This window comes from Mesorhizobium sp. M1329 (genome assembly GCF_040318035.1).
Taxonomy (GTDB): Bacteria; Pseudomonadota; Alphaproteobacteria; order Rhizobiales; family Rhizobiaceae; genus Mesorhizobium.
The window spans coordinates 18,524-39,763 of sequence record NZ_JAMYLN010000036.1; the positions used below are offsets into that span (position 1 = coordinate 18,524).

At 63.2% G+C, this 21,240-nt stretch carries 21 protein-coding genes; 20 read left to right on the forward strand and 1 reads right to left on the reverse strand.

The genetic code is table 11. From position 1 onward, the window contains the following. The first annotated feature begins 33 nt into the window (after positions 1 to 33). From NKH21_RS27425 to NKH21_RS27450, 6 genes are all read left to right on the forward strand, one after another. The gene (locus NKH21_RS27425; RefSeq protein ID WP_352668435.1) at positions 34 to 621 is read left to right on the forward strand and encodes a thioredoxin family protein; all 588 of its coding nucleotides are present in this window, start codon (positions 34 to 36) and stop codon (positions 619 to 621) included. Between the two features lie 51 nt (positions 622 to 672). Continuing rightward, complete coding sequence (locus NKH21_RS27430) at positions 673 to 2,307, forward strand: FAD-binding protein (RefSeq protein WP_352668433.1); 1,635 nt, start codon at positions 673 to 675, stop codon at positions 2,305 to 2,307. Beyond that, a complete protein-coding gene (locus NKH21_RS27435) occupies positions 2,304 to 2,627 on the forward strand; it encodes a 4Fe-4S binding protein (protein ID WP_352668431.1) in 324 nt (107 codons plus the stop codon). Before NKH21_RS27430 ends, NKH21_RS27435 begins: the two co-directional genes overlap by 4 nt. A gap of 24 nt (positions 2,628 to 2,651) precedes the next feature. Then, positions 2,652 to 3,488, forward strand: coding sequence for an ABC transporter ATP-binding protein (locus NKH21_RS27440; protein ID WP_352668429.1), 837 nt, complete (start codon positions 2,652 to 2,654; stop codon positions 3,486 to 3,488). A gap of 80 nt (positions 3,489 to 3,568) precedes the next feature. Then, positions 3,569 to 4,408 (forward strand): ABC transporter permease, encoded by an 840-nt coding sequence (locus tag NKH21_RS27445; RefSeq protein ID WP_352868837.1) that lies wholly within the window; start codon positions 3,569 to 3,571, stop codon positions 4,406 to 4,408. Positions 4,409 to 4,447: 39 nt separating this feature from the next. Then, entirely contained in the window at positions 4,448 to 5,476 is a 1,029-nt protein-coding gene (locus tag NKH21_RS27450) for an aliphatic sulfonate ABC transporter substrate-binding protein (RefSeq protein WP_352668425.1), read from the forward strand. A gap of 65 nt (positions 5,477 to 5,541) precedes the next feature. Here the strand turns inward: NKH21_RS27450 and NKH21_RS27455 are convergent, their stop codons facing one another. Further along, positions 5,542 to 6,573 (reverse strand): LacI family DNA-binding transcriptional regulator, encoded by a 1,032-nt coding sequence (locus NKH21_RS27455; RefSeq protein WP_352668423.1) that lies wholly within the window; start codon positions 6,571 to 6,573, stop codon positions 5,542 to 5,544. Positions 6,574 to 6,944: 371 nt separating this feature from the next. Here NKH21_RS27455 and NKH21_RS27460 point away from each other — a divergent pair, with 371 nt between their 5' ends. The 14 genes from NKH21_RS27460 (at position 6,945) to NKH21_RS27525 (ending at position 21,101) form a co-directional block, all read left to right on the forward strand. Further along, on the forward strand, positions 6,945 to 8,558 hold the full coding sequence (locus tag NKH21_RS27460; RefSeq protein ID WP_352564290.1) for an extracellular solute-binding protein: 1,614 nt from the start codon (positions 6,945 to 6,947) through the stop codon (positions 8,556 to 8,558). Between the two features lie 78 nt (positions 8,559 to 8,636). Then, complete coding sequence (locus tag NKH21_RS27465) at positions 8,637 to 9,497, forward strand: carbohydrate ABC transporter permease (protein WP_292661980.1); 861 nt, start codon at positions 8,637 to 8,639, stop codon at positions 9,495 to 9,497. After that, positions 9,494 to 10,453 (forward strand): carbohydrate ABC transporter permease, encoded by a 960-nt coding sequence (locus NKH21_RS27470; RefSeq protein ID WP_352564292.1) that lies wholly within the window; start codon positions 9,494 to 9,496, stop codon positions 10,451 to 10,453. Before NKH21_RS27465 ends, NKH21_RS27470 begins: the two co-directional genes overlap by 4 nt. Next, entirely contained in the window at positions 10,450 to 11,541 is a 1,092-nt protein-coding gene (locus NKH21_RS27475) for an ABC transporter ATP-binding protein (protein ID WP_352668420.1), read from the forward strand. Before NKH21_RS27470 ends, NKH21_RS27475 begins: the two co-directional genes overlap by 4 nt. Position 11,542: 1 nt before the next feature. Next, positions 11,543 to 12,604, forward strand: coding sequence for an ABC transporter ATP-binding protein (locus NKH21_RS27480; RefSeq protein WP_352668418.1), 1,062 nt, complete (start codon positions 11,543 to 11,545; stop codon positions 12,602 to 12,604). Positions 12,605 to 12,639: 35 nt separating this feature from the next. Further along, positions 12,640 to 13,743: a Gfo/Idh/MocA family protein gene (locus tag NKH21_RS27485; protein ID WP_352668417.1), complete on the forward strand. Its 1,104-nt coding sequence runs from the start codon at positions 12,640 to 12,642 to the stop codon at positions 13,741 to 13,743. A gap of 26 nt (positions 13,744 to 13,769) precedes the next feature. Further along, entirely contained in the window at positions 13,770 to 14,684 is a 915-nt protein-coding gene (locus NKH21_RS27490; RefSeq protein ID WP_352668416.1) for a sugar phosphate isomerase/epimerase family protein, read from the forward strand. A 37-nt stretch (positions 14,685 to 14,721) separates the two neighbouring features. Then, positions 14,722 to 15,663 (forward strand): sugar ABC transporter substrate-binding protein, encoded by a 942-nt coding sequence (locus NKH21_RS27495; RefSeq protein WP_023675781.1) that lies wholly within the window; start codon positions 14,722 to 14,724, stop codon positions 15,661 to 15,663. 61 nt (positions 15,664 to 15,724) lie between these two features. Beyond that, on the forward strand, positions 15,725 to 16,729 hold the full coding sequence (locus tag NKH21_RS27500; RefSeq protein ID WP_352668413.1) for an ABC transporter permease: 1,005 nt from the start codon (positions 15,725 to 15,727) through the stop codon (positions 16,727 to 16,729). Then, positions 16,726 to 17,508: an ATP-binding cassette domain-containing protein gene (locus NKH21_RS27505; protein WP_352668485.1), complete on the forward strand. Its 783-nt coding sequence runs from the start codon at positions 16,726 to 16,728 to the stop codon at positions 17,506 to 17,508. The genes NKH21_RS27500 and NKH21_RS27505 overlap by 4 nt, the downstream gene beginning before the upstream one ends. Before the next feature lie 34 nt (positions 17,509 to 17,542). Beyond that, entirely contained in the window at positions 17,543 to 18,724 is a 1,182-nt protein-coding gene (locus tag NKH21_RS27510) for an aldose 1-epimerase family protein (protein ID WP_352668412.1), read from the forward strand. 91 nt (positions 18,725 to 18,815) lie between these two features. Continuing rightward, entirely contained in the window at positions 18,816 to 19,904 is a 1,089-nt protein-coding gene (locus NKH21_RS27515; protein WP_352564298.1) for a fatty acid desaturase family protein, read from the forward strand. A gap of 44 nt (positions 19,905 to 19,948) precedes the next feature. Then, entirely contained in the window at positions 19,949 to 20,263 is a 315-nt protein-coding gene (locus tag NKH21_RS27520; RefSeq protein WP_292167569.1) for a MocE family 2Fe-2S type ferredoxin, read from the forward strand. A gap of 37 nt (positions 20,264 to 20,300) precedes the next feature. Next, positions 20,301 to 21,101 carry a 3-methyl-2-oxobutanoate hydroxymethyltransferase gene (locus NKH21_RS27525; RefSeq protein ID WP_352868846.1) on the forward strand — a complete coding sequence of 267 codons (801 nt, stop codon included), beginning with the start codon at positions 20,301 to 20,303 and terminating at the stop codon, positions 21,099 to 21,101. Positions 21,102 to 21,240: the final 139 nt, after the last annotated feature.

Below are 21,240 nucleotides of genomic sequence, written 5' to 3' on the forward strand. Positions count from 1 at the left end.
CCGCAATGCCGGGCGCCCAAAGGGAGAGCATCGATGCCGAAAACTGAATCGAATCCTATCGACCTTGGAACCAGAGCTGCCGATTTCCTGCTGCCGGACGCCAGTGGCGTGCTGCACAAGCTTGCCGATTTCGATGCCAAGCAGGCGCTGTTAGTGGCTTTCATCTCAAATCGCTGCCCGTTCGTCTTGCTGATCCGCGAGCAATTCGCGGCGTTCGCCAGGGACTATGCCGACAAGGGGTTGCAGGTGGTGGCGATCAACGCCAACGACCATGAAGCACATCCCGAGGAGACGCTGGCCCGCATCGGCGAGCAGGCCGAAGAATTCGGCTATACCTTCCCCTATCTCAAGGACGCTTCGCAGCAGACGGCGAAAGCCTATGGCGCGGCTTGCACGCCCGATTTCTTCCTGTTCGGCGCCGACCGTCGGCTGGCCTATCACGGCCAGTTCGACGATTCCCGGCCAGGCAACGGCAGGCCGGTGACGGGGGTGGATCTGCGCGTCGCCGTCGACGCGGTGCTGAAGGGCGAAACGCCTGCCGCCGACCGGGTGCCGTCGATCGGCTGCAACATCAAGTGGAGCGCCGGCAACGAGCCGGTGTGGTTCTCCAGGGCGGCTTGAGCCGAACCTGCCGCCCTTAGCCCGCCGCCAACTCCCTTTCCGCGAGTGATCATGCCGAAGACCACGACAGCCATTCGATCCGCGCCCGAAAGGCTGCATCTTGCCGCCGATGTACTGGTGCTGGGAGGTGGCCCGTCAGCCGCCTGGGCGGCCATCGCAGCGGCTGAAAGCGGGGCGAGCGTGGTGCTGGCCGACAAGGGGTATCTCGGCACCAGCGGCGCCACGGCGCCCTCGAATACCGGAACGTGGTGCGTGCCGCCGGGCGACAACAGGCACGCGGTGGTCGAGCGACGCTGGCAGCGCACCGGCGAGCTCGCCGACCAGCGCTGGATGCTGCGCTGCGTCGATACCGCCTACCGCAATCTGCTGCAACTTTCCGAATGGGGCTATCCGTTTCCGAGCCAGGATGACGGGCGGCTCTACATCGCCAATCTGCGCGGACCGGATTATATGCGCTTCATGCGCCGCCGTGTGCTTTTGGCCGGCGTGACCGTGCTCGACCATCATCCGGCGCTCGAACTTCTGTCGGACGGCGATGCGGTCGTCGGTGCTGCCGGCGTCGGCCGCCAGGTCGAGCGCGACTGGCGGGTCGATGCCAAGGCGGTCGTGCTGGCGACCGGCGGCTGCGCCTTCCGCGAACGCATCCTCGGCTCGAGCGGGCTGACCGGTGACGGCTATCTGATGGCGGCGGAAGCCGGCGCCAGCCTGTCGGGCATGGAGTTCACCGGCAAGTACACGCTGGCACCGCATGGCTCGTCGCTGAACAAGGGCCTGCCGTTCCGCTGGGCGTCATTCCACCGCGAGGACGGTTCGCCGATCCTCGGCCCGACCGGTGAGCCGCTACGCAACGGCATCGGCGACCGCGAGGAGGAAGTGGCGCGTGCTCTGATCGAGGGGCCTGTCTATGCGCGGCTCGACCAGGCCGAGCTCGCGCTGCAAGGCTGGCTGCGCCAGGGCCAGCCGAACTGCTTCATGCCTTATGACCGCGCCGGTATCGACCCCTTCAACGATTTGTTCCGCGTTACGCTGCGCGCCGAAGGCACTGTGCGTGGTACTGGCGGCATCGACATCGTGTCCGACGACTGCGGCACCGGCGTGCCTGGTCTTTACGCCGCCGGCGACGCCGCCAGCCGCGAGATCATGACCGGCGCGGTTTCGGGTGGCGGCGCCGTCAATTCGTCCTGGGCTCTGGCCAGCGGCTGGTGGGCCGGCAAAGGCGCTTCGACCCATGCCAGACGCCGCGCCGGCAAGGCGTTCCGCAGCGAGGTCCAGCCGCTCGGCCAAGCCGGCCTGCGCCCGGCGGCTTCGCCGCGAGCCGATATCGCCACCAACGAGATCATCGAGACGGTGCGCGCGGAAGTCGTGCCGTTGGACAAGAATTTCTTCCGCACCAGTGCTGGTCTCGAAAAAAGCGGCGAGCGGCTGCAGAGCGTTTGGCGCGACGTGCGCGACCATCTGCAAGGCGAGGGGTTGGAGCGGATACGCACCCGCGAGGCGGCGTCGATCGCCGCTGCCGGGCGCTGGTCGGTCACTGCCGCGCTTCATCGCAGCGAGAGCCGCGGCATGCATCGCCGCACCGATCTTCCGAGCAAGAACCCGGCCTTTGCGCACCGGCTGGTGATCACCGGCGTCGATGATTTCCGCATCGCCGGAGCACCCGATCGGCTGGCGGAGTTGGCGTCATGATCGAGATCGTCTCGGCCACTCGCTGCGTCGAATGCGACATCTGCGTCAAGGTCTGCCCGGCGAATGTCTTCGACGCGACGGACGGCGTGCCGGCTATCGCGCGGCAGGAAGACTGCCAGACCTGCTTTCTCTGCGAAATCTACTGCCCGACCGATGCGCTCTATGTGGCCGAGTTCGCCGAAGGGCCGACTGGCATCAGCGAGATGGAGGTCGAAGCGCGCCATCTGTTCGGCAGCTATGCCCGCGCGCTCGGCTGGCAGCGCGGCAAGGCCGGCGGCTCTGAGTTCGACCCGACGCACCGCATCCGCGTGGCGCAGTGACAGAGAGACGACCGGAGTAGAGACATGGACCGCATCGTCGTCAGCAACATCAAGAAGACTTTTCAGCTCAAGCCGGGACAATTCGTTACCGTCGACGGCGAGGCGACCGACCGCGTTATCGTGCTAGACGGCGTCGATCTCGCCATCCGCACCGGCGAGTTCATCACCTTGGTCGGGCCGAGCGGCTCGGGCAAGTCGGTGCTGCTCGATATTATCGGCGGGCTGACGCAAGCGACCAGCGGCGGCGTCCAGCTCGACGGCAGGCGGATTACCCGACCCGACCCCAAGACCGGCTACGTGTTCCAGCAATATGCACTGTTTCCCTGGCGCACAGCGCTGGCCAACATCGAATATGCGCTGGAAGTGCGTGGCGTCGCCAAAGCCGAGCGCACCGCCACGGCCCGCCATCTGTTGTCGCTGTTCGGCCTCGCGGGCTTCGAGGATCGGTTTCCCAACCAGCTTTCAGGCGGCATGCAGCAGCGCGTGGCGATCGCCCGGGCGCTGGCCAGCAATCCCGAAGTGCTGCTGATGGACGAGCCGTTCGCCGCCCTCGACCAGCAGACCCGCGAAATCCTGCAAGGCGAACTGCTCAGGATCTGGGGCAAGATCAAGACGACGGTGATCTTCGTCACTCATTCGATAGACGAGGCGATTTTTCTGGCCGACCGGGTAGTGGTGATGACCGCGCGTCCGGGCACGGTGAAGGAGATCATCGATATCAACCTGCCGCGGCCGCGCGACGGCGACATCCGCGCAAGTGCTGCCTTCAACCATCACCGCGCCCGTGTCTGGGAGGCGCTGCGCGACGAAGTCAACAAGGCGCAGAAGGACTCGACGCTGTCGCCGGCGTTCAGCCACTGAGGAGTTAGGGCCATGGCCTATCTGACCGAAAAGTTAGCCCCGCCGGCGGCTTTCATCCGTTTGCCGGAGCCGGTGAGGCGATGGTAGCCGCCAGGGTTCCGGCACTCAAGGCCCGCAGCGCTACGCCCGCGGTCAGGCGCAAGCGAGGAGCAAGCTTCGGCACCTTCATCTATGGCCTTCCGCTGCTCGGTCTATTCTTCCTCGCCTGGGAAATCGCGCCGCGGCTCGGCTGGCTGAACCGCATCTTCTTCCCGCCGCTGAGCGAGGTGCTGGTCGCGTGGTGGGATCTGCTCGCCTCGGGCGTGCTGGTCGAGCATATCGGCATCAGCCTGCAGCGAGCGGCCATAGGCTTCGCGCTTGGCGTGGTCGTGGCCATCCCGCTCGGGCTTTTGATGGGGCGCTATTCGCTGTTCGAGAAGGTCTCCGACCTTTTGGTGCAGACACTGCGCAACACCTCGCAGTTCGCGCTGCTGCCAGTGTTCATCCTTCTGCTCGGTATCGGTGAGGAATCGAAGGTGGCGATCACCTTCTATTCCTCGGTGTTTTTCCTCCTCGTAAACACGATCAGCGGCGTTAAGTCGGTGGATCCGCTGCTGATCAAGGCGGCGCGCTCGATGGGCACGTCCGACTTCGACCTGTTCCGGAAAATCATCCTGCCGGCCAGTATTCCCTCTATCGTCGCCGGCGCGCGGCTCGGCGTGAAATCCTCGTTGTTCGCGGTGATCGGCGCCGAGATGCTGGCCGCCAAATCCGGCCTCGGCTTCCTCATCCAAAACTCGCAACTGATGATGGAAACGGCCGATATGTATGCCGGCATCCTGACCCTCACCGTCATCGGCCTTGCCGTCAACTACCTGCTCGTCGGGTTCGAGCGCTGGGCAACTGCCTGGAAGGGCCAGTCGGAAGCTTCGCCGATTTAAACAGGCAACCAATTCACGCCAATTGGAAAGGAATTCCAGGTGTCCAAGATCTTTTTCAGTGCCTTTCGCCGCTTGCTGCTCAAGAGCGTTCTTGTCGCGGCCGCCGGTCTCGCCATTGGCTTCGTCGCCCCTGGCTTCGCGCAAGACAAGCCCGATGTCATCCGCATCGGCAGCACAGCGCCGGGGCACCTCAAATTCATCCTCGCCCAGCAGGACGGCTGGTGGGAGAAGGCATTCGCCAAGGACGGCATCAAGGTCGAATTGGTGACCTTCAATGGCGGTTCCGAGGCGACCACAGCGCTGGCGACCGGGGCGATCGAGGTCGCCTATACCGGCAACAATCCAGCGCTGCGCGTCGCTGCCTCTGGAGCCGACGTCAAGCTGATCGGCCTATCGAGCTATGTGAAGGCTGGCGGCTCCTCCATCATCGTCAAGGCCGACTCGCCACTAAAGACATTGCAGGATCTCAGGGGCAAGAAGGTCGCATATCTCACCGGCACCGTACGGCATTCGAATTTCAGCAAGGCGCTGAACAGCGTCGGCCTGACGACGGGCGACGTCGAAGGGCTGAACCTACCCTTCGAGGCGTCAGGGCCGGCACTGCTGCGCGGTGACATCGATGCCATCGTCGAGACTGACTCGACGGCGGCCAAGCTGGTCGACACCGGAGAGGCCCGCGTTCTCTACGACACCAGCACCCATCCGGAATGGAACGTGCCGAACGTCATCTCCGTTAACGGCGCCTTCGCGGCGAAATACCCGGAACTGATCAAGCGGCTGCTGAAGGTCGATATCGAGATTTCGCGCTGGGCCGACGCCCACCCCGGTGAGACGATCAAGACCTTCGTCGAGGCAACCAAGTCGTCGGAAAAATCCGTGCGCAAGACGTACAGCCAGGGCCTGTTCTACCAGGACCCGAAGCTCACCGACGATGCGATCACCGCGCTCAAGGGCGAGGAGAAGTTCATGGCCGGCGCCGGGCTGCTGAAGGGGTCGATCGACTATGGCAAATGGGTCGACAAGAGCTTTGTCGACGGCGCTTATGCGGAAGTCGCCGCCGTCCAGTAGCGTTGCTTGACGATGTAGCGGGCTGCGCCAGTCGGCGCGGCCTTTCTCATCCCTAAAGGTTCCGTTCAGATCTCCGGGATGCTCTCCCTGAAGATCACCTGCAGCCGTGGCTGGTGCAGTTCGTAAGGCAACCCCCTGACCGCGTGCGTCAAGGTGTTGAGTGCCTCGCGGGCTTCGACGCGCGGGTTCTGGTCGATGACCGCGTCGAGCGTGCCGTCGAGCAGAAGCTCCTTGGTGCCTTCCGTCACCTCATGGCCGAGAAAGACCGTCGACAGCGCGCGCCCGCGCTCCTTGAGTGCGCGGGCGATGCCGGTGTTGCCGGCGCCGACATTGTAGATGGCGGCCAGGTCCGGGTGCCGATCCAGCAGGGCGGAGGCCTCCGAATAGGCTTTTTCGCGGTCATCGAGCATTTCGCGCATCTCGACGATCTGCAGATTGGGCGATTCTTCCGTCAGTATGTGGCGGAAGCCCATCTCGCGCTCTTCGTGGCCGCGATAGGAGAGCGAACCGGCGAACAGCGCGACCTTGCCCGGACGCCCGGCGCCCATGAAGCGGTTGAGCAGGTAGCCGGCGAGCCGGCCGGCGGCGCGGTTGTCGATGCCGATATAGGCAACCCTCGGCACATGCAGGATGTCGGAAGCGATGGTGACGACCTTGACGCCGCTGGCCGAAAGCGAGCGGATCGCCTCACGCACCGTTGGATGGTCGAGCGCGATCACACCGACGCCTTGAGTCTGCCCGTGCAGTTCCTGCAGCAGACGCGCAAGCCGGTCCGGATTGAAACCTTCGATGGTAGCGACGCGGACGTCGAGGTCCGGCCGCGCCTGCGCCTGCGCCTCAATCTGGCGGTGCAGCATCTTGATGAAGGAATTGGTGCCGGCTGGCAGGGCGAAATCGAGCCTTATGACCTCACTGCGCAGCGCGTTGAGCGAGCTCGGACTATTCGAATTTTCAGCGATATAGCCAAGCCGCTGTGCCGTTTCGAGCACGACCTCGCGGGTGCGCGCCCTGACCCCGGCGCGGTTGTTGAGCACACGGTCGACCGTGGCGGCGGAAACGCCGGCTTCCCGGGCTATGTCTGTCAGGGTGGACCGCACTGTCGATCACCTCATTCCAAAATGCACCAACGGCGCATCGAGATTACGCATTTCATGGGTCCGATGTCGCAGAGCGGCTTCATCGCCGCCCATGATTCTGATGGGAAATGATGTAACCGGCCTTGGCCGATGCGCAAGCCGCTGCGCTACACCAAAATGCCGAAGCGGACCAAAGCCGGGAGGTGGGCAGCCGGGCTCCCTCAAATTCAAGCACCGGCTTCAGTGTGAGAGCCTTCACAAACGCCATTCCTCCCCTCCCATGAGATGTTATGATGTATCTTGATTATTTATGATGTTGACAGCCTTCGTATAGTGCCGTCAATATCCATCATAGGGCCGTGGAGGAACAAGGCCCTGAGGGAGGAGTTCCAATGTCGAATTTGATCCGCGTGTCGCGGCGCCGTTTGCTGGCGTCCGGTGGAAAGGCGGCAGTCCTTGTTGCCGCCGCAGGTATTGCACCGAAATTCATTCGCCCGAGCCGTGCCTATGCGGCCGATGCCCTGGCGCCCGGCATGATCGGTGGCCCAACGGGCTTCGACGGCTCGGAGCGCTATCAGTATGGCGCCGATACGCCGGAGGGCCGCGCCATCGAGGCGGCCAAGGCGATGAAGGGCGCCGGCAAGGCGCCGGCCAAGATCGTACTTGGCCTGTCCGACGGCTCGATCGGCCAGCTAACCCAGCCGTTTCCGGCCGGCGCGCCGTCGATCAAGGATCTCTGGGAGAAGGAAACCGGCATTCCGCTAGAGATCGTCGGTGTGCCGAACGGCCAGGAATTCACCAAGACGATGCAGGACATCTCCACCAAGGGTGGGGCGTATGACATCTACGCGGTCGAATGGAACCGCCTTGGCGACCTCGCCGAAACCGGCGGCATCCTCAAGCTCGACGACTTCGTCGCGCAATACAAGCCGGAATGGGACGATCCCGAGCGCGGCTATGTCGACGGCGCCAAGGGCGTCTCGCTGCTCAATCAGTATCGCGGCTCGACCTATGGCGTGTCGCTGGATGGCGACTTTCAGACCTGGGTCTACCGTACCGATCTGTTCGGCGACGCAAACGAGAAGAAGGCCTTCTCCGACAAATACGGTTATGAACTGGCGGCGCCGAAGACCTGGAAGCAGCATGACGAGATCGCGGCCTTCTTCCAGCGCCCGGATAAGGGCTTGTTCGGCTCGACCGATCTGCGCAACCAGGGTTGGGGCTACACCAACTGGTATCAGCGTTATGTCTCAATGGCTTCGCCCAATCAGTTCTTGTTCGACGATACCGGCAAGCCGCTGATCAATTCGGAGCAAGGTATCGCGGCGACCAACGAGTACATTGCGTCGCTTTCGCATCATTCGCCGGATGCGATCTCCTGGGGCTGGCCGGAGCAGTACGGCAATTTCGCCAAGGGCGGTGCGGCCATGACCTGCGCCTTCTCCAATTTGCCGAAATTCCTCGACAATGCCGGCAACAAGGATTCAGCCGTCACCGGCAAGATCGGCTCGATGCTGCCACCCGGCCGCGAGATCGACGGCAAGCTGGTCAGCCGGTCGGTGCTGTGGCTCAATTTATCGGCGTCGGTGTCCTCGCAAGCCAAGAACCCGGAGGCCTGCTACCTGTTCCTGCAGTGGCTGGGTTCAAGCCGCATCTACGCCTGGATGACTGCCAATCCGGGCGGCTACTTCGATCCGTTCCGGCTATCGGATTTCTCGGATCCGCTGGTTCGCCAGACCTATCATGCTTACCACATGGACGTGGTGCGAGAGACGGTCGCCCGCACCGTGCCCACCATCAACTATCCCGGCGCCACCGCCTTCCACAATGCGCTGGACGAGAACCTCGTCGCCGCGCTGACCAAGGCCAAGACAGCCGAGCAGGCGATGGCCGACACCGAGGCCGAGTGGAAGAAGATTGCCCGCCGCACCGGCGAGGAGAAGCTTCTCGAGGCCATCAAAACCAACAAGGAGGCCTGGCCGACCGTCCTCGACCCGATCGCCTGATCCTTGCAGGATCTTACCAAGAAGGGGAGGAGCGGTCGCCCTTCCCCTCGGCAACGAAGGACCCAGCAAAGCCGCAAGATGAAGCGTTCAGTTCCTTTCGAGATATTCCGCTATGCCGCGATCTTTGCGGCGATGGCGGTGACGCTGGTGCCGATCCTGTGGATGGTGTCGATGGCGTTCAAGCCGATCGCCGAATGGTCGGCGACCGGCGCCGACCTGACATGGTGGCCGAAGAACCCGACACTCAGCAATTTCCGCTTCGTCTTCGGTGAATCGACCAACAATCTGATCGTCGCGCTCGACCGCACAGCTTTGAAGCCGATCCTGTCGTCGCTGCTGTCGGCCACATTCGGCACGGCAATCGCCATGTCGGCGGGCACAGCGGCGGCCTATGGGCTGTCGCGCTTCGGCTCGGGCCAGAACCTGCCGCTGGCACTGATCCAGCTTCGCCTGTTTCCGCCGATGGCGGTCATGACCCCGGTGATGATCATGTGGGCCTTCCTCAACTTCACCGACAGCTGGTGGGGGCTGTCGCTGATCTATGGCATCGTCACGCTGCCTTTCGCCTTCTGGCTGATGAAGACCTTCTTCGACGACATGCCGCGCGAGATCGAGGAGGCGGCACTGGTCGAGGGCTGTTCGCGGTGGCGCGTCTTTACCCGCATCACGCTGCCGATGATGCGCGCGCCGCTGGCCAGTGCCGCGCTGTTCGTCTTCATCCTCAACTGGTCGGACTATCTGATTGCATTGCTTCTGACGACGCGCGAATGGGTGACGGTCCCCGTCTACATGGCCTCGCTGTCCTCCTCGATGACCGGACAGCTTTACGGCGCCAAGGCAGCGCTCGGCCTGATCGCCGCCGTGCCGCCTGTCATCATGGGGATCGCCATCCAGCGCCACCTGGTTCGCGGGCTGACCTTCGGGGCGCTCAAGCAATGAGCGCGGTGACAGCCACGATTTCGGAGGGCGACATGCAGGCCTCTAAAGCGACGTCGGTGTTGCCGGACGAGGGCGCACGGCTCGGCTTCCGGCTGACCCTACCGGCGCAGATCCTGGTGCTGTTCATCGCCGTCTTCCCGTTGTTGATGCAGCTCTATATCAGCCTCACCGACTGGTCGCCGCTGTCGGGCACCGGCTGGTGGAACGCCTGGTCGATGTGGAACAGTTTCGCCAACTACACCGACCTTGCCGCCGATGCGCGCTTCTGGAGTGCGCTGAAGCGCACGGCCATCGTCATGATCGTCTGCGTGCCGGCGGAGTTCCTGCTCGGCCTCGCGCTCGCGACACTGTTTGCCGACGAGTTTCCCGGCAAGCGGATATTCTACTCGATCCTCTTGATGCCGATGATGGTGGTGCCGGCGGTGGCCGGCTATATGTTCTTCATGCTGTTTCAGTCAGGCGGACCGGTCAACGACATCCTGTCGGCGATCTCAGGCTCTCCCGTCACCATCGCCTGGCTGTCGGACCCGACGCTGGCGCTCATCGCGGTCATGGTCGCCGACATCTGGCAGTGGACACCGCTGATGTTCCTGATCCTGCTTGCCGGCCTGGTCGGCGTGCCCGAGGACCAGATCAAGGCGGCGACGCTGCTCGGCGCCAACCCGTGGCAGCGCTTCGTCACCATCGTGCTGCCGAAGATGAAGACGATCATCATCATCGCGCTGGCTATCAGGGTGATCGAGAACTTCAAGATCTTCGACACGCTTTATATCATGACAGGCGGCGGTCCCGGCGTCGCTACCGAAACCATCTCCGTCTACATCTACAAGCTCACCACTCAGGACCTGATCTGGGGCTATGTGGCGGCAATCGCGCTGGCCATACTGATCGTGCTGTCCATTGCCGCGGTGTTTGCCATGAAACGCATGGCCCGGGTGCGCGAGGTGGCGGCATGAGCACCATCCATCTGCAGAACCTGGTCAAGAAATTCGGCGACTTCACCGCGCTGAAGACGATGGACCTGGCCATTGCCGACGGCGAGTTCATGGCGCTGCTCGGGCCGTCTGGCTGCGGCAAGTCGACGACGATGAACATGATCGCCGGCATGGAAGAGCCGACCAGCGGCAAGATCCTGTTTGGCGAGCGCGACATGGCCGGCGTGCCGATGGGGCGGCGCGGCGTCGGCTTCGTCTTCCAGAACTATGCGATCTTCACTCATATGAGCGTGCGGCAGAACCTCGCCTACGGGCCGAAAATGCGCGGCGCACCCAAGGCCGAGATCGACCGCCGTGTCGGCGCCATTGCCGAGATGCTGCAGCTGACGCCGCTGCTCGACCGCAAGGCGGACAGGCTGTCGGTCAACATATTGCAGCGGGTGGCGATCGGCCGCTCGGCGATCATGGAGCCGGCGATCTTCCTGCTCGACGAGCCGCTTTCCAATGTCGATGCCGCCTTCCGGGCGGTGATGCGGACCGAACTGAAGCAGCTGCAGCGGCAGTTCCGGCAGACCATGGTCTATGTCACCCACGATCAGCTCGAAGCGATGACCATGGCCGATCGCATCGCGGTGATGGACCATGGCGTGCTGCAGCAGGTCGGCACGCCACTGGAAGTCTACAACAACCCGGCCAATGTCTTCGTCGCCCGCTTCATCGGCGCGCCGGGCATGAACCTGCTCAAGGGCAGGCCGGCGGAAAGCGACCGTGGCCTGGTCATCGATCTTGGCCCACTCGGGGCGACGCCGCCGCTGCCGGTCGAGATCGCCGATGCCGCACGCCGGATGCGCGGCGAGGTGTTTTATGGCTTTCGACCGGAGCAGGTGACGCTGACTGAAGGCGGCCGTGGCCTCTCCATGCCGGTGAGTTTCGTCGAGCGGATCGGCGCGCGCACCATCATCCATCTTGGCGAGGGCGAGACTGCGGTGAAGGCGGTGTTCGACAATGATGTCGGGCTGGCGATCGGGCAGACAGCCGTCGTCGCGCCTGCGGCGGAGGCGGTGCGCGTCTTCGACGCCGCCGCTGGCGTTGCGTTGAGAGCAGCTTGAGATGGCCGATATCGTCTTTCGCAATGTCACAAAGCGCTACGGCAACACGCTGGCCGTCGACGATGCGTCGTTTGCGGTGAACGACAACGAGTTCTTCTGCTTCTTCGGGCCGCCGCTGTCTGGCAAGTCGACGATACTACGCCTGGTACTCGGCCTGGAAACGCCCGACATGGGCGAGGTCCTGATTGGCGGCAAGCCGGTCAACACGGTGTCGCCGGCGGAGCGCAATGTCGCCATGGTGTTCCAGAACCTGGCGCTGTTTCCGCATATGAGCGCGCGCGACAACATCCGCTTTCCGCTGGTCGAACGCCGGGTCGCCGAAGCCGAGATCGAAAAACGCGTCGCCGATGTCGCGGCTAAGCTGCATATCGGCCATATCCTGCACAAGCCGCCGGCGCAGCTTTCAGGCGGCGAGCGGCAGCGTGTCGCGATCGCCCGTGCGCTGGTGCGTGATCCCGTCGCGTATCTTATGGATGATCCAATCTCGGCGCTCGACGCCAGGCTGCGCGAGGAGACGCGCGTCGAGCTGAAGCGCATCCAGCGCGAGCTCGGCAAGACGCTGATCTATGTCACGCACGACCAGGAAGAGGCGATGTCGGTCGCCGACCGCATGGCCATACTGGAGAGCGGCAAGATCAGGCAGATCGGCGCGCCTGCCGAGATCTATGACCGGCCGGCCAGCACCTATGTAGCGCGGCTGCTCGGCTCGCCGATGATGAATATATTGAAATCGGTGCACGGCGCTGAAGGCGTGGAGGCGGCGGAAGGCACGATCCGCATCGCGGATACCGGCGCCCCGGCCGATGCCGTGGAAATTGGACTCAGGCCGGAAGACATCAAGGTTAGGGCCTGGGCGGAGGGGGGCGCGGGCCGCCCGGCGCGAGTGTTCGAGGTCGAGCCGCTCGGCGGCTACACCGTTGTGACGCTCGCCGCCGGGCAGGCGCGTCTGCGGGCGCTGTTGCGCGGCCAGCCGGACATCAGGCCGGACGCGATGGTGGCGATATCCTGCGAGCCGGGCAGGGTGCACTATTTCGGGCAAAGCGGGGGAGCGCTGGCAAGATGACGGCGGCTGCAAGGAACGAGCTTCGGGAGGAACATATGGCAAGCGAAGAAATAGCGGGCAACGGCTTCGAGCCGGACGTTAAAGTCCGCACCAGGGAATACAGGATCGGCTGCGTCGGCGCTGGCATGATCATGGCCGAATGTCACCTTGCCGCCTACAAGGAAGCCGGTTTCCCGGTGGTGGCGATTGCCTCGCGGACCAAGGCCAGCGCCGAGAAGGTCGCCAAACGCTGGGATATCCCGACCGTCCACGACACGCCGGAACAGCTCATCGAGGACAAGAACGTCGAGATCATCGATCTTGCCTTTCCGCCCGACCAGCAGCCGGCGCTGATCCGCCATGCGCTGAAGCAGGCACATATCAGGGCGATCCTGGCGCAGAAGCCATTGGCGCTGTCCCTCGATGAAGCCGTCAAGCTTCGCGACGAGGCGGCCAACGCAGGCAAGATCCTCTCGGTCAACCAGAACATGCGCTACGACCAGTCGATGCGCGTCTTGAAGCAGATCATCGACAGCGGCGCGCTCGGCGACGTCGTCTTCGCCCAGATCGACATGCATGCGATCCCGCACTGGCAGAGCTTCCTTGAGGACTATGACCGGCTGACGCTCGCCAATATGAGCGTCCACCATCTCGACGTACTGCGCTTCCTGTTCGGCGATCCCCTGGAGATCACCACCCTGACCCGCAAGGACCCGCGCACCCGCTTCGACCATTCGGACGGCATCACCGTGTCGACGATCAAGTTCCCGTCCGGCGTGCTCGCCGTATCGCTGGAGGATGTCTGGTCCGGTCCGCGCCAGGAGGGCTACAAGGACGACCAGCACATCAACTGGCGCGTAGACGGCACCAAGGGCGTCGCCAAGGGCACCATCGGCTGGCCGACTGGCGCTGCCTCGACGCTGACCTATGCGTCGACCGAGACCACCGGCGGTGAATGGGTGACGCCAAGCTGGGACACGATGTGGTTCCCGCATGCTTTCATCGGCGTCATGGAGCAGCTCCAGCACGCGGTCAAGACGGGCGAGCCGCCGGCGCTGTCCGTCGCCGACAACGTCAAGACCATGGCGCTGGTTGAAGCGGGCTACCGCTCGATCGACAAGGGCCGGACAGTCAAACTTTCCGAAATATCAACTGACTGAATCACTTACAGGGAGGACTTCACATCATGATGCAGGCAGGTATTTTCACGGGTTATTTCCCGTATGGCCTCAAGGAAACCGCGCAGAAGATCCGTGCGCTCGATTTCAACACCGTGCAGCTTGACCTGCATTTCAGGGACATCGAACTGTCCGCCGGGCAGATCACCAGGGACAAGGCCAAGACCGTCCGCGATACGTTCCGCGACCACAATCTGCCGATCTGCTGCGTATCGGGCTACACCAACATCATCCATCCGGACCTGGGCGAGCGCGAGAGGCGCGTCGGCTATCTGAAGGAGATCATCCGCAACGCACGCCATTTCGGCACCCCTTACGTGATCTCGGAAACCGGTACCTACAACACCGAGTCCGACTGGGTGCATCACCCGAAGAACAAGACCGAGGAAGGTTTCGAGGAATGCCGCAAGGTCATCGCCGACCTTGCCCAGACCGCCTATGACCACGGCGCGGTCTTCCTGCTCGAAACCTATGTCAACAATGTCGTCGGCTCGGTCGAAGAGACGGTGAGGATGTTCGCGCAGGTCGACCACCCGGGCCTCGGCCTGTTGATGGACCCGACCAACTATTTCGAAACTCACAACATCGACAGGATGGACCAGATCCTGAACCAGGTGTTCGACACGCTGACGGACAAGATCAAGATAGCCCACGCCAAGGACGTCAAGCGTTCCGGCGGCGACAAGTCGGAGAAGCACGCCGACATCGGTGACGAGGACGCGCTGGAGAGCCACACTTTCCGCGGCGTCGGCGAGATCGAGCTGCCGGCGCCCGGCCTCGGTTCGCTGAATTACGACCTCTATCTCAAGCGGCTGGCCGAAAAGCACCCGAACATCCCGGTCATCATCGAGCATCTTTCGGAAGACGACGTGCCGCGTGCCAAGAAATTCCTCGATGGGAAATTCCGCGCCAACGGACTGTGATGGCGCGGTTCGGCTACGAAACAAGGGAGGAAGAGAAATGTTGAAATTCGCGTTGAAAATCGCGGCCGCGGCGACCGTTCTCGCCGGTGTGGCGCTGGGTACGCCGGCGCTGGCGCAGGACGCTCAGAAGACGTTCTACCTGTTGTCGCATGGCGGCCCGTCGGATGCCTTCTGGATCGACTGGAATGCCGGCGCGACCAAGGCCTGCGACCAGCTCAAGGTGACCTGCAAGATCTCGTTCAGCGGTGGCGACATGGCGGCGCAGAAGGAGGCCTTCAACTCGGCACTTGCCGCTAAGCCGGACGGCATTGCCACCACCTCGGCGCAGCCCGGCCTGTGGACCGAGGAGGTCAAGGCAGCGAAGGCGGCCGGCATCCCGATCGTGTTCTTCAATACCGACGATCCGGCAACCGGCCGGCAAGCCTATGTCGGCGCCGATCTCAAGGAAGCCGGTGTCATCTGGGCGAAATATCTGGTCGACCACAAGATGGTGAAGCAGGGCGACAAGGTGTTCCTGCCGGTCGAAGTGCCGGGCGCCAGCTACCAGCAGCTCGAGACCGAAGGCATTGCCAGCGTCTTCGATCCGCTCGGCATCAAATATGACGTGGTCGATTGCGGCACCGATCCGGCCGGCATCATCGCCAAGATGACCGACTACATGGTGGCCAACAACCCGCCGGCGATCATCGCGCTCGGCGATTCCGTTGCGGCCAGCGTCAAACGGGTGTTCGACGGCGCCGGCGTGCCGGCCGGCAAGATCCCGGTCGTCGGCTGGGGCAATTCGAAGGAAACGGCCGAGTCAGTGAAGTCTGGGTTCATCAACGCGGCTGCCTGGCAGTTCCCGTCAGCGCAGGGCTTCATGCCGGTGGCGCTGCTCGGGTTGGCCGCCGCTGGCGAACCGATCGGCTACGACATCCACACGTTCAGCCTCTACGACGCCTCGAGCGTCGAACCGATCCTGAAACTCTACAACAAGTGATTGGAACTGACGCTCGCCGCGCAGGCGGCGGGCGTCACCCTGAGATATGGTCCAAGCAGTCATGACTATTGCCGCAGAAGAGGAATTGCCTCGTGCCAAACGCAGGTCGAGCCTGATGCGCTCGCCGCAGTTCTCTTCGCTCGTCATCCTGATCGTCCTGCTTGCGGTGTTCGCGATCGCCGACGCGAATTTCCTGTCGCCGCTCAACATCTCCAACATGATGGCGTTCCTGCCCGAGCTCGGCATCATCGCGCTCGGCATGACACTGCTTTTGACGGCGGGCGAGTTCGACCTTTCGGTCGGTGCCGTATTCGGGCTGGCGCCGGTCGTGGTCATGCTGCTGGTGCAGAACGGCGGGGTTGATATTGGCGTGGCGTTGCTGGCCGGCCTGCTGCTCTGCATAGCGATCGGTGCGATCAACGGGCTGATCGTCACCAAGATCGGCATCTCGTCTTTCCTGGTGACGCTGTCGATGCTGCTGGTGGTGCGTGGGGCAGCGCTTTACATCACCCAAGGGTTTCCGCTGAAATCCTGGGACCAGCCAGGCTTCTTCGTGACGCTGCTGGCCGGCAGCTTCAATATCGGAACGTTCCGTTTCTATACCTCGCTGTGGTGGTTCATCGGCCTTTCGCTATTGGCGATCTATGTGCTGCGCTACGCCAAGCTCGGCAACTGGATCAGCGCTATCGGCTCGAACCGTAACGCTGCCGTGGCGCGCGGTGTGCCGGCCGATGTGGTCAAGATCTGGCTGTTCATCCTGACCTCGGTGCTGGCCGGTCTCGCCGGCATGATCAGCGCCTTCCGCATCTCTGCTGCCTCGCCGGTGGCCGGCACCGGCTACGAGCTCGAAGTGATCGCCATGGTGGTGGTCGGCGGCACCGCGCTGACCGGTGGGCGAGGCACCATTTTGGGCACCATCGTCGGTGCGCTGATGCTGCGCAGCATCCGCAACGGCATCGTGCTGATCGGCGTGCCCGGGCTCGCCTACAACATCTTCGTCGGCGTCATCATACTTGCCATGCTCATCCTGCACGCTTTGCTGCAGAAGAACGCCGCCAGGAGCTGACCATGGAAGTGCTTCGGCTGCAGAACCTGCAAAAGTCCTTCGGCAGCGTCCGCGCCCTGAAGAGCGCCTCCTTCACGCTCAACGAGGGCGAAGTGGTGGCCTTGCTCGGCGACAACGGCGCCGGCAAATCGACATTGATCAAAGCGATCTCCGGGGTCTTTCCCGTCGATCGCGGCGACATCTATGTGCGCGGCCAGAAGGTCTCCATCCGCTCGACGCGAGATGCGATGGATCTCGGCATCGAGACCATCCACCAGGATACCTCGCTGGCACCGGACCTCAGCATCGCGCGCAATCTTTTCCTCGGCCGCGAGCCGGTCAACCTCAAATGGCTTGGCGTGTTCGCGCCGCTCGATCTCGCCCAATTGCGCGATGCTGCCTCGGCACTTTTGAAGCGCGTCGGCATCTCGAAGAAGCTCGACGCCGATGCGCTGGTCAGCACGCTGTCGGGCGGCGAACGCCAGTCGATCGCGATTTCGCGCGCCATGCAATTTGCCGCCAAGGTCATAATCCTCGACGAGCCGACCAACAATCTCGGCGTCGAGGAAACGCACGGCGTGCTGCGCTTCGTCAAGGAGGTGCGCGATGCCGGTCACTCGGTGCTTTTGATCACCCACAACATCCATCACGTATTCCAGGTCGCCGACCGCATCATCGTTATGCGCCGCGGCGAGATCGTCGCCGAGCAGACGGTCGCCGATACCGATCTGCTGACCGTGGAAAGCATCATCACCGGCGCCGACATGTCGGCCCTGCTCAAGGAGACGAGAGCGAAGTGAAGGACAGGAGCAAAGTGAAGGAACTGGCCGTCACATGGTAGAGCTCTACGGCAAGACGCTGTCGCGCCGGCAGGTCTCGGAGCGCTCCGGCATGTTGTCGCAATTCGCCGGCGTGCGGCTGATGACGCTTGGCGACGGGGTCGAGCGCGGCATCCGCATGCTCGAATTCCGCACCGGCTCCGGCCTGCGCTTCACCGCGCTGGTCGACCGGGCGCTCGATATCGCCGATTGCGATTTCAAGGGCCAGGCGATCGGCTGGCATTCGCCGAGCGGCTTTCGCCATCCCGGCCTGCACGAATACGAAGGCGAGGAGGGATTGGCCTGGGCGCGGTCGTTTTCCGGTCTTCTGCTGACCTGCGGCCTCGACCATATATTGTTCATGAACGAGGTACCCGCCGACACCTACAACTACCCGCCGAAGAAGACGGTGCGCCATTCGCTACATGGCCGCATCAGCACCATCCCGGCGCGGCTGACCGGCTACGGCGAGACCTGGGACGGCGACCGCTGCGTATTGTGGGCCGAAGGCATCGTCCAGCAATCGACCGTATTCGGCGAGGATCTGCATCTGCTGCGGCGGATCGAGGCCGATGTCGGCAGCAACGAGATCCGGCTTTCGGACCGTGTCGTCAATCACGGTTTCAACCGGACGCCGCATATGTATTTCTACCACATCAATGTCAGCCATCCGGTGCTCGACGAGGGTTCGCGCTACCTGGCGCCGATCCGCGACGTCGTCTGGGCCGGGCATGCCGGCGAGCGCTATGAAGCGCAGAAGGTCGGCTACCGCACGGTGCCGGCGCCGCAACCGGGATTCACGGAACAGGTCTGGCAGCACGAGCTCGGCGCCGACAGCACCGGCGAAGTCCCTGTGGCGGTGGTCAACGACAGTCTCGGTCTCGGCTTCGAGGTGATCACGCGCAAGGGCCAGTTGCCCTGCGCCTATCAATGGCAGAATTTCCAGGCCGGGCAGTACGCGCTTGGGATCGAGCCGTCGACGCATCATGTGCTTGGCAATCTGGCGGCGCGCGAACGCGGCGAGATGATCTGGCTGGAGCATGGCGAGAGCCGCTCCTACAATGCCGTTTTCCGGGTTCTCGACGGCGCTGGCGAGATCGCCGCCGCCGAAAGCCGGATCGCGGCGATTGCCAGACAGCCGCGAGAGGACTACCCGCGGCCGTCGGGCCATTTTCCTGTTCTTGGAGGCAGGTCGTGATAATGGCGAAGAGGATACGGGACACCAGTTGGGAGGCTGGCTCAGGCCGGAGCGGGGAGGGCTCGCGGTCGAGCTGGAATTGGAGGTCACAATGGCTGGCACGGTAAAGCGCGATTACAGCCTGGTCGGCGAGAGCACGCGCAGGGCGATCGAGACGGGACTGGCCTCAGCGGAGTGGTACCACACGGATGTCCCCCGCAAGGCGATCAAGGAGTTGATGCAGCGCTCAGACGGTCCGGCGATCCGCGACACGATCATCTGGATCGTCGCCATCCTCGGCTCCGCCGCCGGCGCCGTCTACTTCTGGGGCACCTGGTGGTGCGTGCCGTTCTTCTTCGTCTACGGCGTGCTCTACGGCTCGTCCAGCGACTCGCGCTGGCACGAATGCGGCCACGGCACGGCCTTCCGCACGCGCTGGATGAGCGATGTCGTCTATCAGATCGCCAGCTTCATGCTGATGCGCAATCCGGTGACCTGGCGCTGGAGCCATGCCCGGCACCATACAGACACCATCATCGTCGGCCGCGACGCCGAGATCGCCGTGATGCGCCCGCCGGATCTTTTGCGTGCCGCGCTGGCCTTCACCGGTATCCTCGATTTCCGCTATTCGCTTCCGGCGCTGGTACGCCAGGCGTTCGGTAAGCTGACGCCCGACGAGAAAAGCTACGTTCCCGAGATGGAACAGCACAAGGCCGTCATCGCGGCGCGCTGGCATATCGCCATCTACATCGCGACGGTCGCGCTCGCCGTTTTCATGCGGTCGTGGATACCGGTGGTGCTCATCGGCGTGCCGCGCCTCTACGGCACCTGGCACATGGTGCTGACCGGCCTGCTGCAACATATCGGCCTGGCCGACAATGTCGTCGACCACCGGCTCAACACCAGGACCGTGTACATGAACCCAATCAGCCGGTTCATCTACTGGAACATGAACTACCACGTCGAGCATCACATGTTTCCGATGGTGCCTTACCACGCGCTGCCCAGGCTGCATGAACTGATCAAGCACGATCTGCCGGAGCCGAATCCATCGATGTGGCATGCCTATCGCGAGGTCTGGCCTGTCCTGCTCAGGCAGCTCAAATACGAGGATTATTTCCTCAAGCGCGAACTGCCACCAACGGCGAGGCCCTATCGTGGCGAGTTCCACGAAGTGAACATGTCGGCGGCGGCTGAGTAGGTACTGCGCATCAGCGCAACGCAGAAATTTCAGGAGAGATAGAAATGGCCGATTGGGTCGAAGCGTGCGCCGTGGACGATGTCGAAGAGGAAGATGTCATCCGCTTCGACCATGGCGGCCGCACCTTCGCTATCTACCGTTCGCCGGACGATGAATTCTTCGCCACCGATGGGTTTTGTACGCATGAGAAGGCGCATCTGGCCGATGGGCTTGTGATGGACGACATCATCGAATGCCCAAAGCACAATGGCCGCTTCAATTACAAGACCGGCCAGGCCAAAGGGGCTCCCGTCTGTGTCAATCTGCAGACCTATCCGGTCAAGGTGGAAGCTGGCAAGGTGATGATCCAGATCGCCTGACCGGCCTTCTGTCACGTAGCAAAGGGGACCAAAATCCATGAGCCGGAAAAGACCGACCGTCGCAGACCTGCGCGCCATGAAGGGCAAGCGGCAGCTGACCATGCTGCGCGTGCTGACGATGGACGAGGCCGAGGCCGCCGAACGCGCCGGCGTCGATATCGTCTCGGTGCCGCCGGAGCTGGTGCTCAATCCGCAATACCGCGATGCGGCACCCAGCCTGTTTACCATGCCGGGTGAGAATTTCTTCGAGATCGGCACCGCCGATGATTTCGTCCGCTGGGCGTTCCGGCTCTACAAGGCCAGTGCCGATGCGGTCTATTGCAGCGCCGGCTACGCCACCATCAAGCGGATGGCCGACGACGCCATTCCGGTGATCGGCCATGTCGGCCTCATCCCGTCACGTGCCACCTGGACAGGCGGATTCAAGGCCGTCGGCAAGACCGCCGACACCGCCATGCAGGTGTTCGAGGCGGTGAAGCAACTGGAGGCCGCCGGCGCGATCGGCGCCGAGATCGAGGTGGTGCCGGTCGAGGTGGCCAAGGCGATTTCGGAACGCACGTCGCTGATTATGTTGTCGATGGGAGCGGGCACCGGCTGCGATGCGCAATATCTGTTCGCCGACGACATTCTTGGCCAGAACCGTGGCCACATGCCTCGCCATTCCAAGGTCTATCGCAATTTCGCCGCCGAATACGATCGGCTGCAGGCCGAACGCATCGCCGCCTTTTCCGAATATGTCGCCGATGTAAACAGCCTGGCCTATCCCGAAGAGAGGCACGTCGTGCACATGGACCCGGACCAGCTCAGCCTGTTCCTGGAGAAGATCGAAGCCGCATGAGACGCGCCGGCTGCGGCGCGAAGCGCCATGGCGGATCGTGAAAGGCCGGTTCGGCGGCAGGGCCAGGTCATCGCATAGTCGGCTGCGGTGCCACAAGAAAGTTTGTTGGTCCATGTCTGGACGGCACCGGCCAAATGCT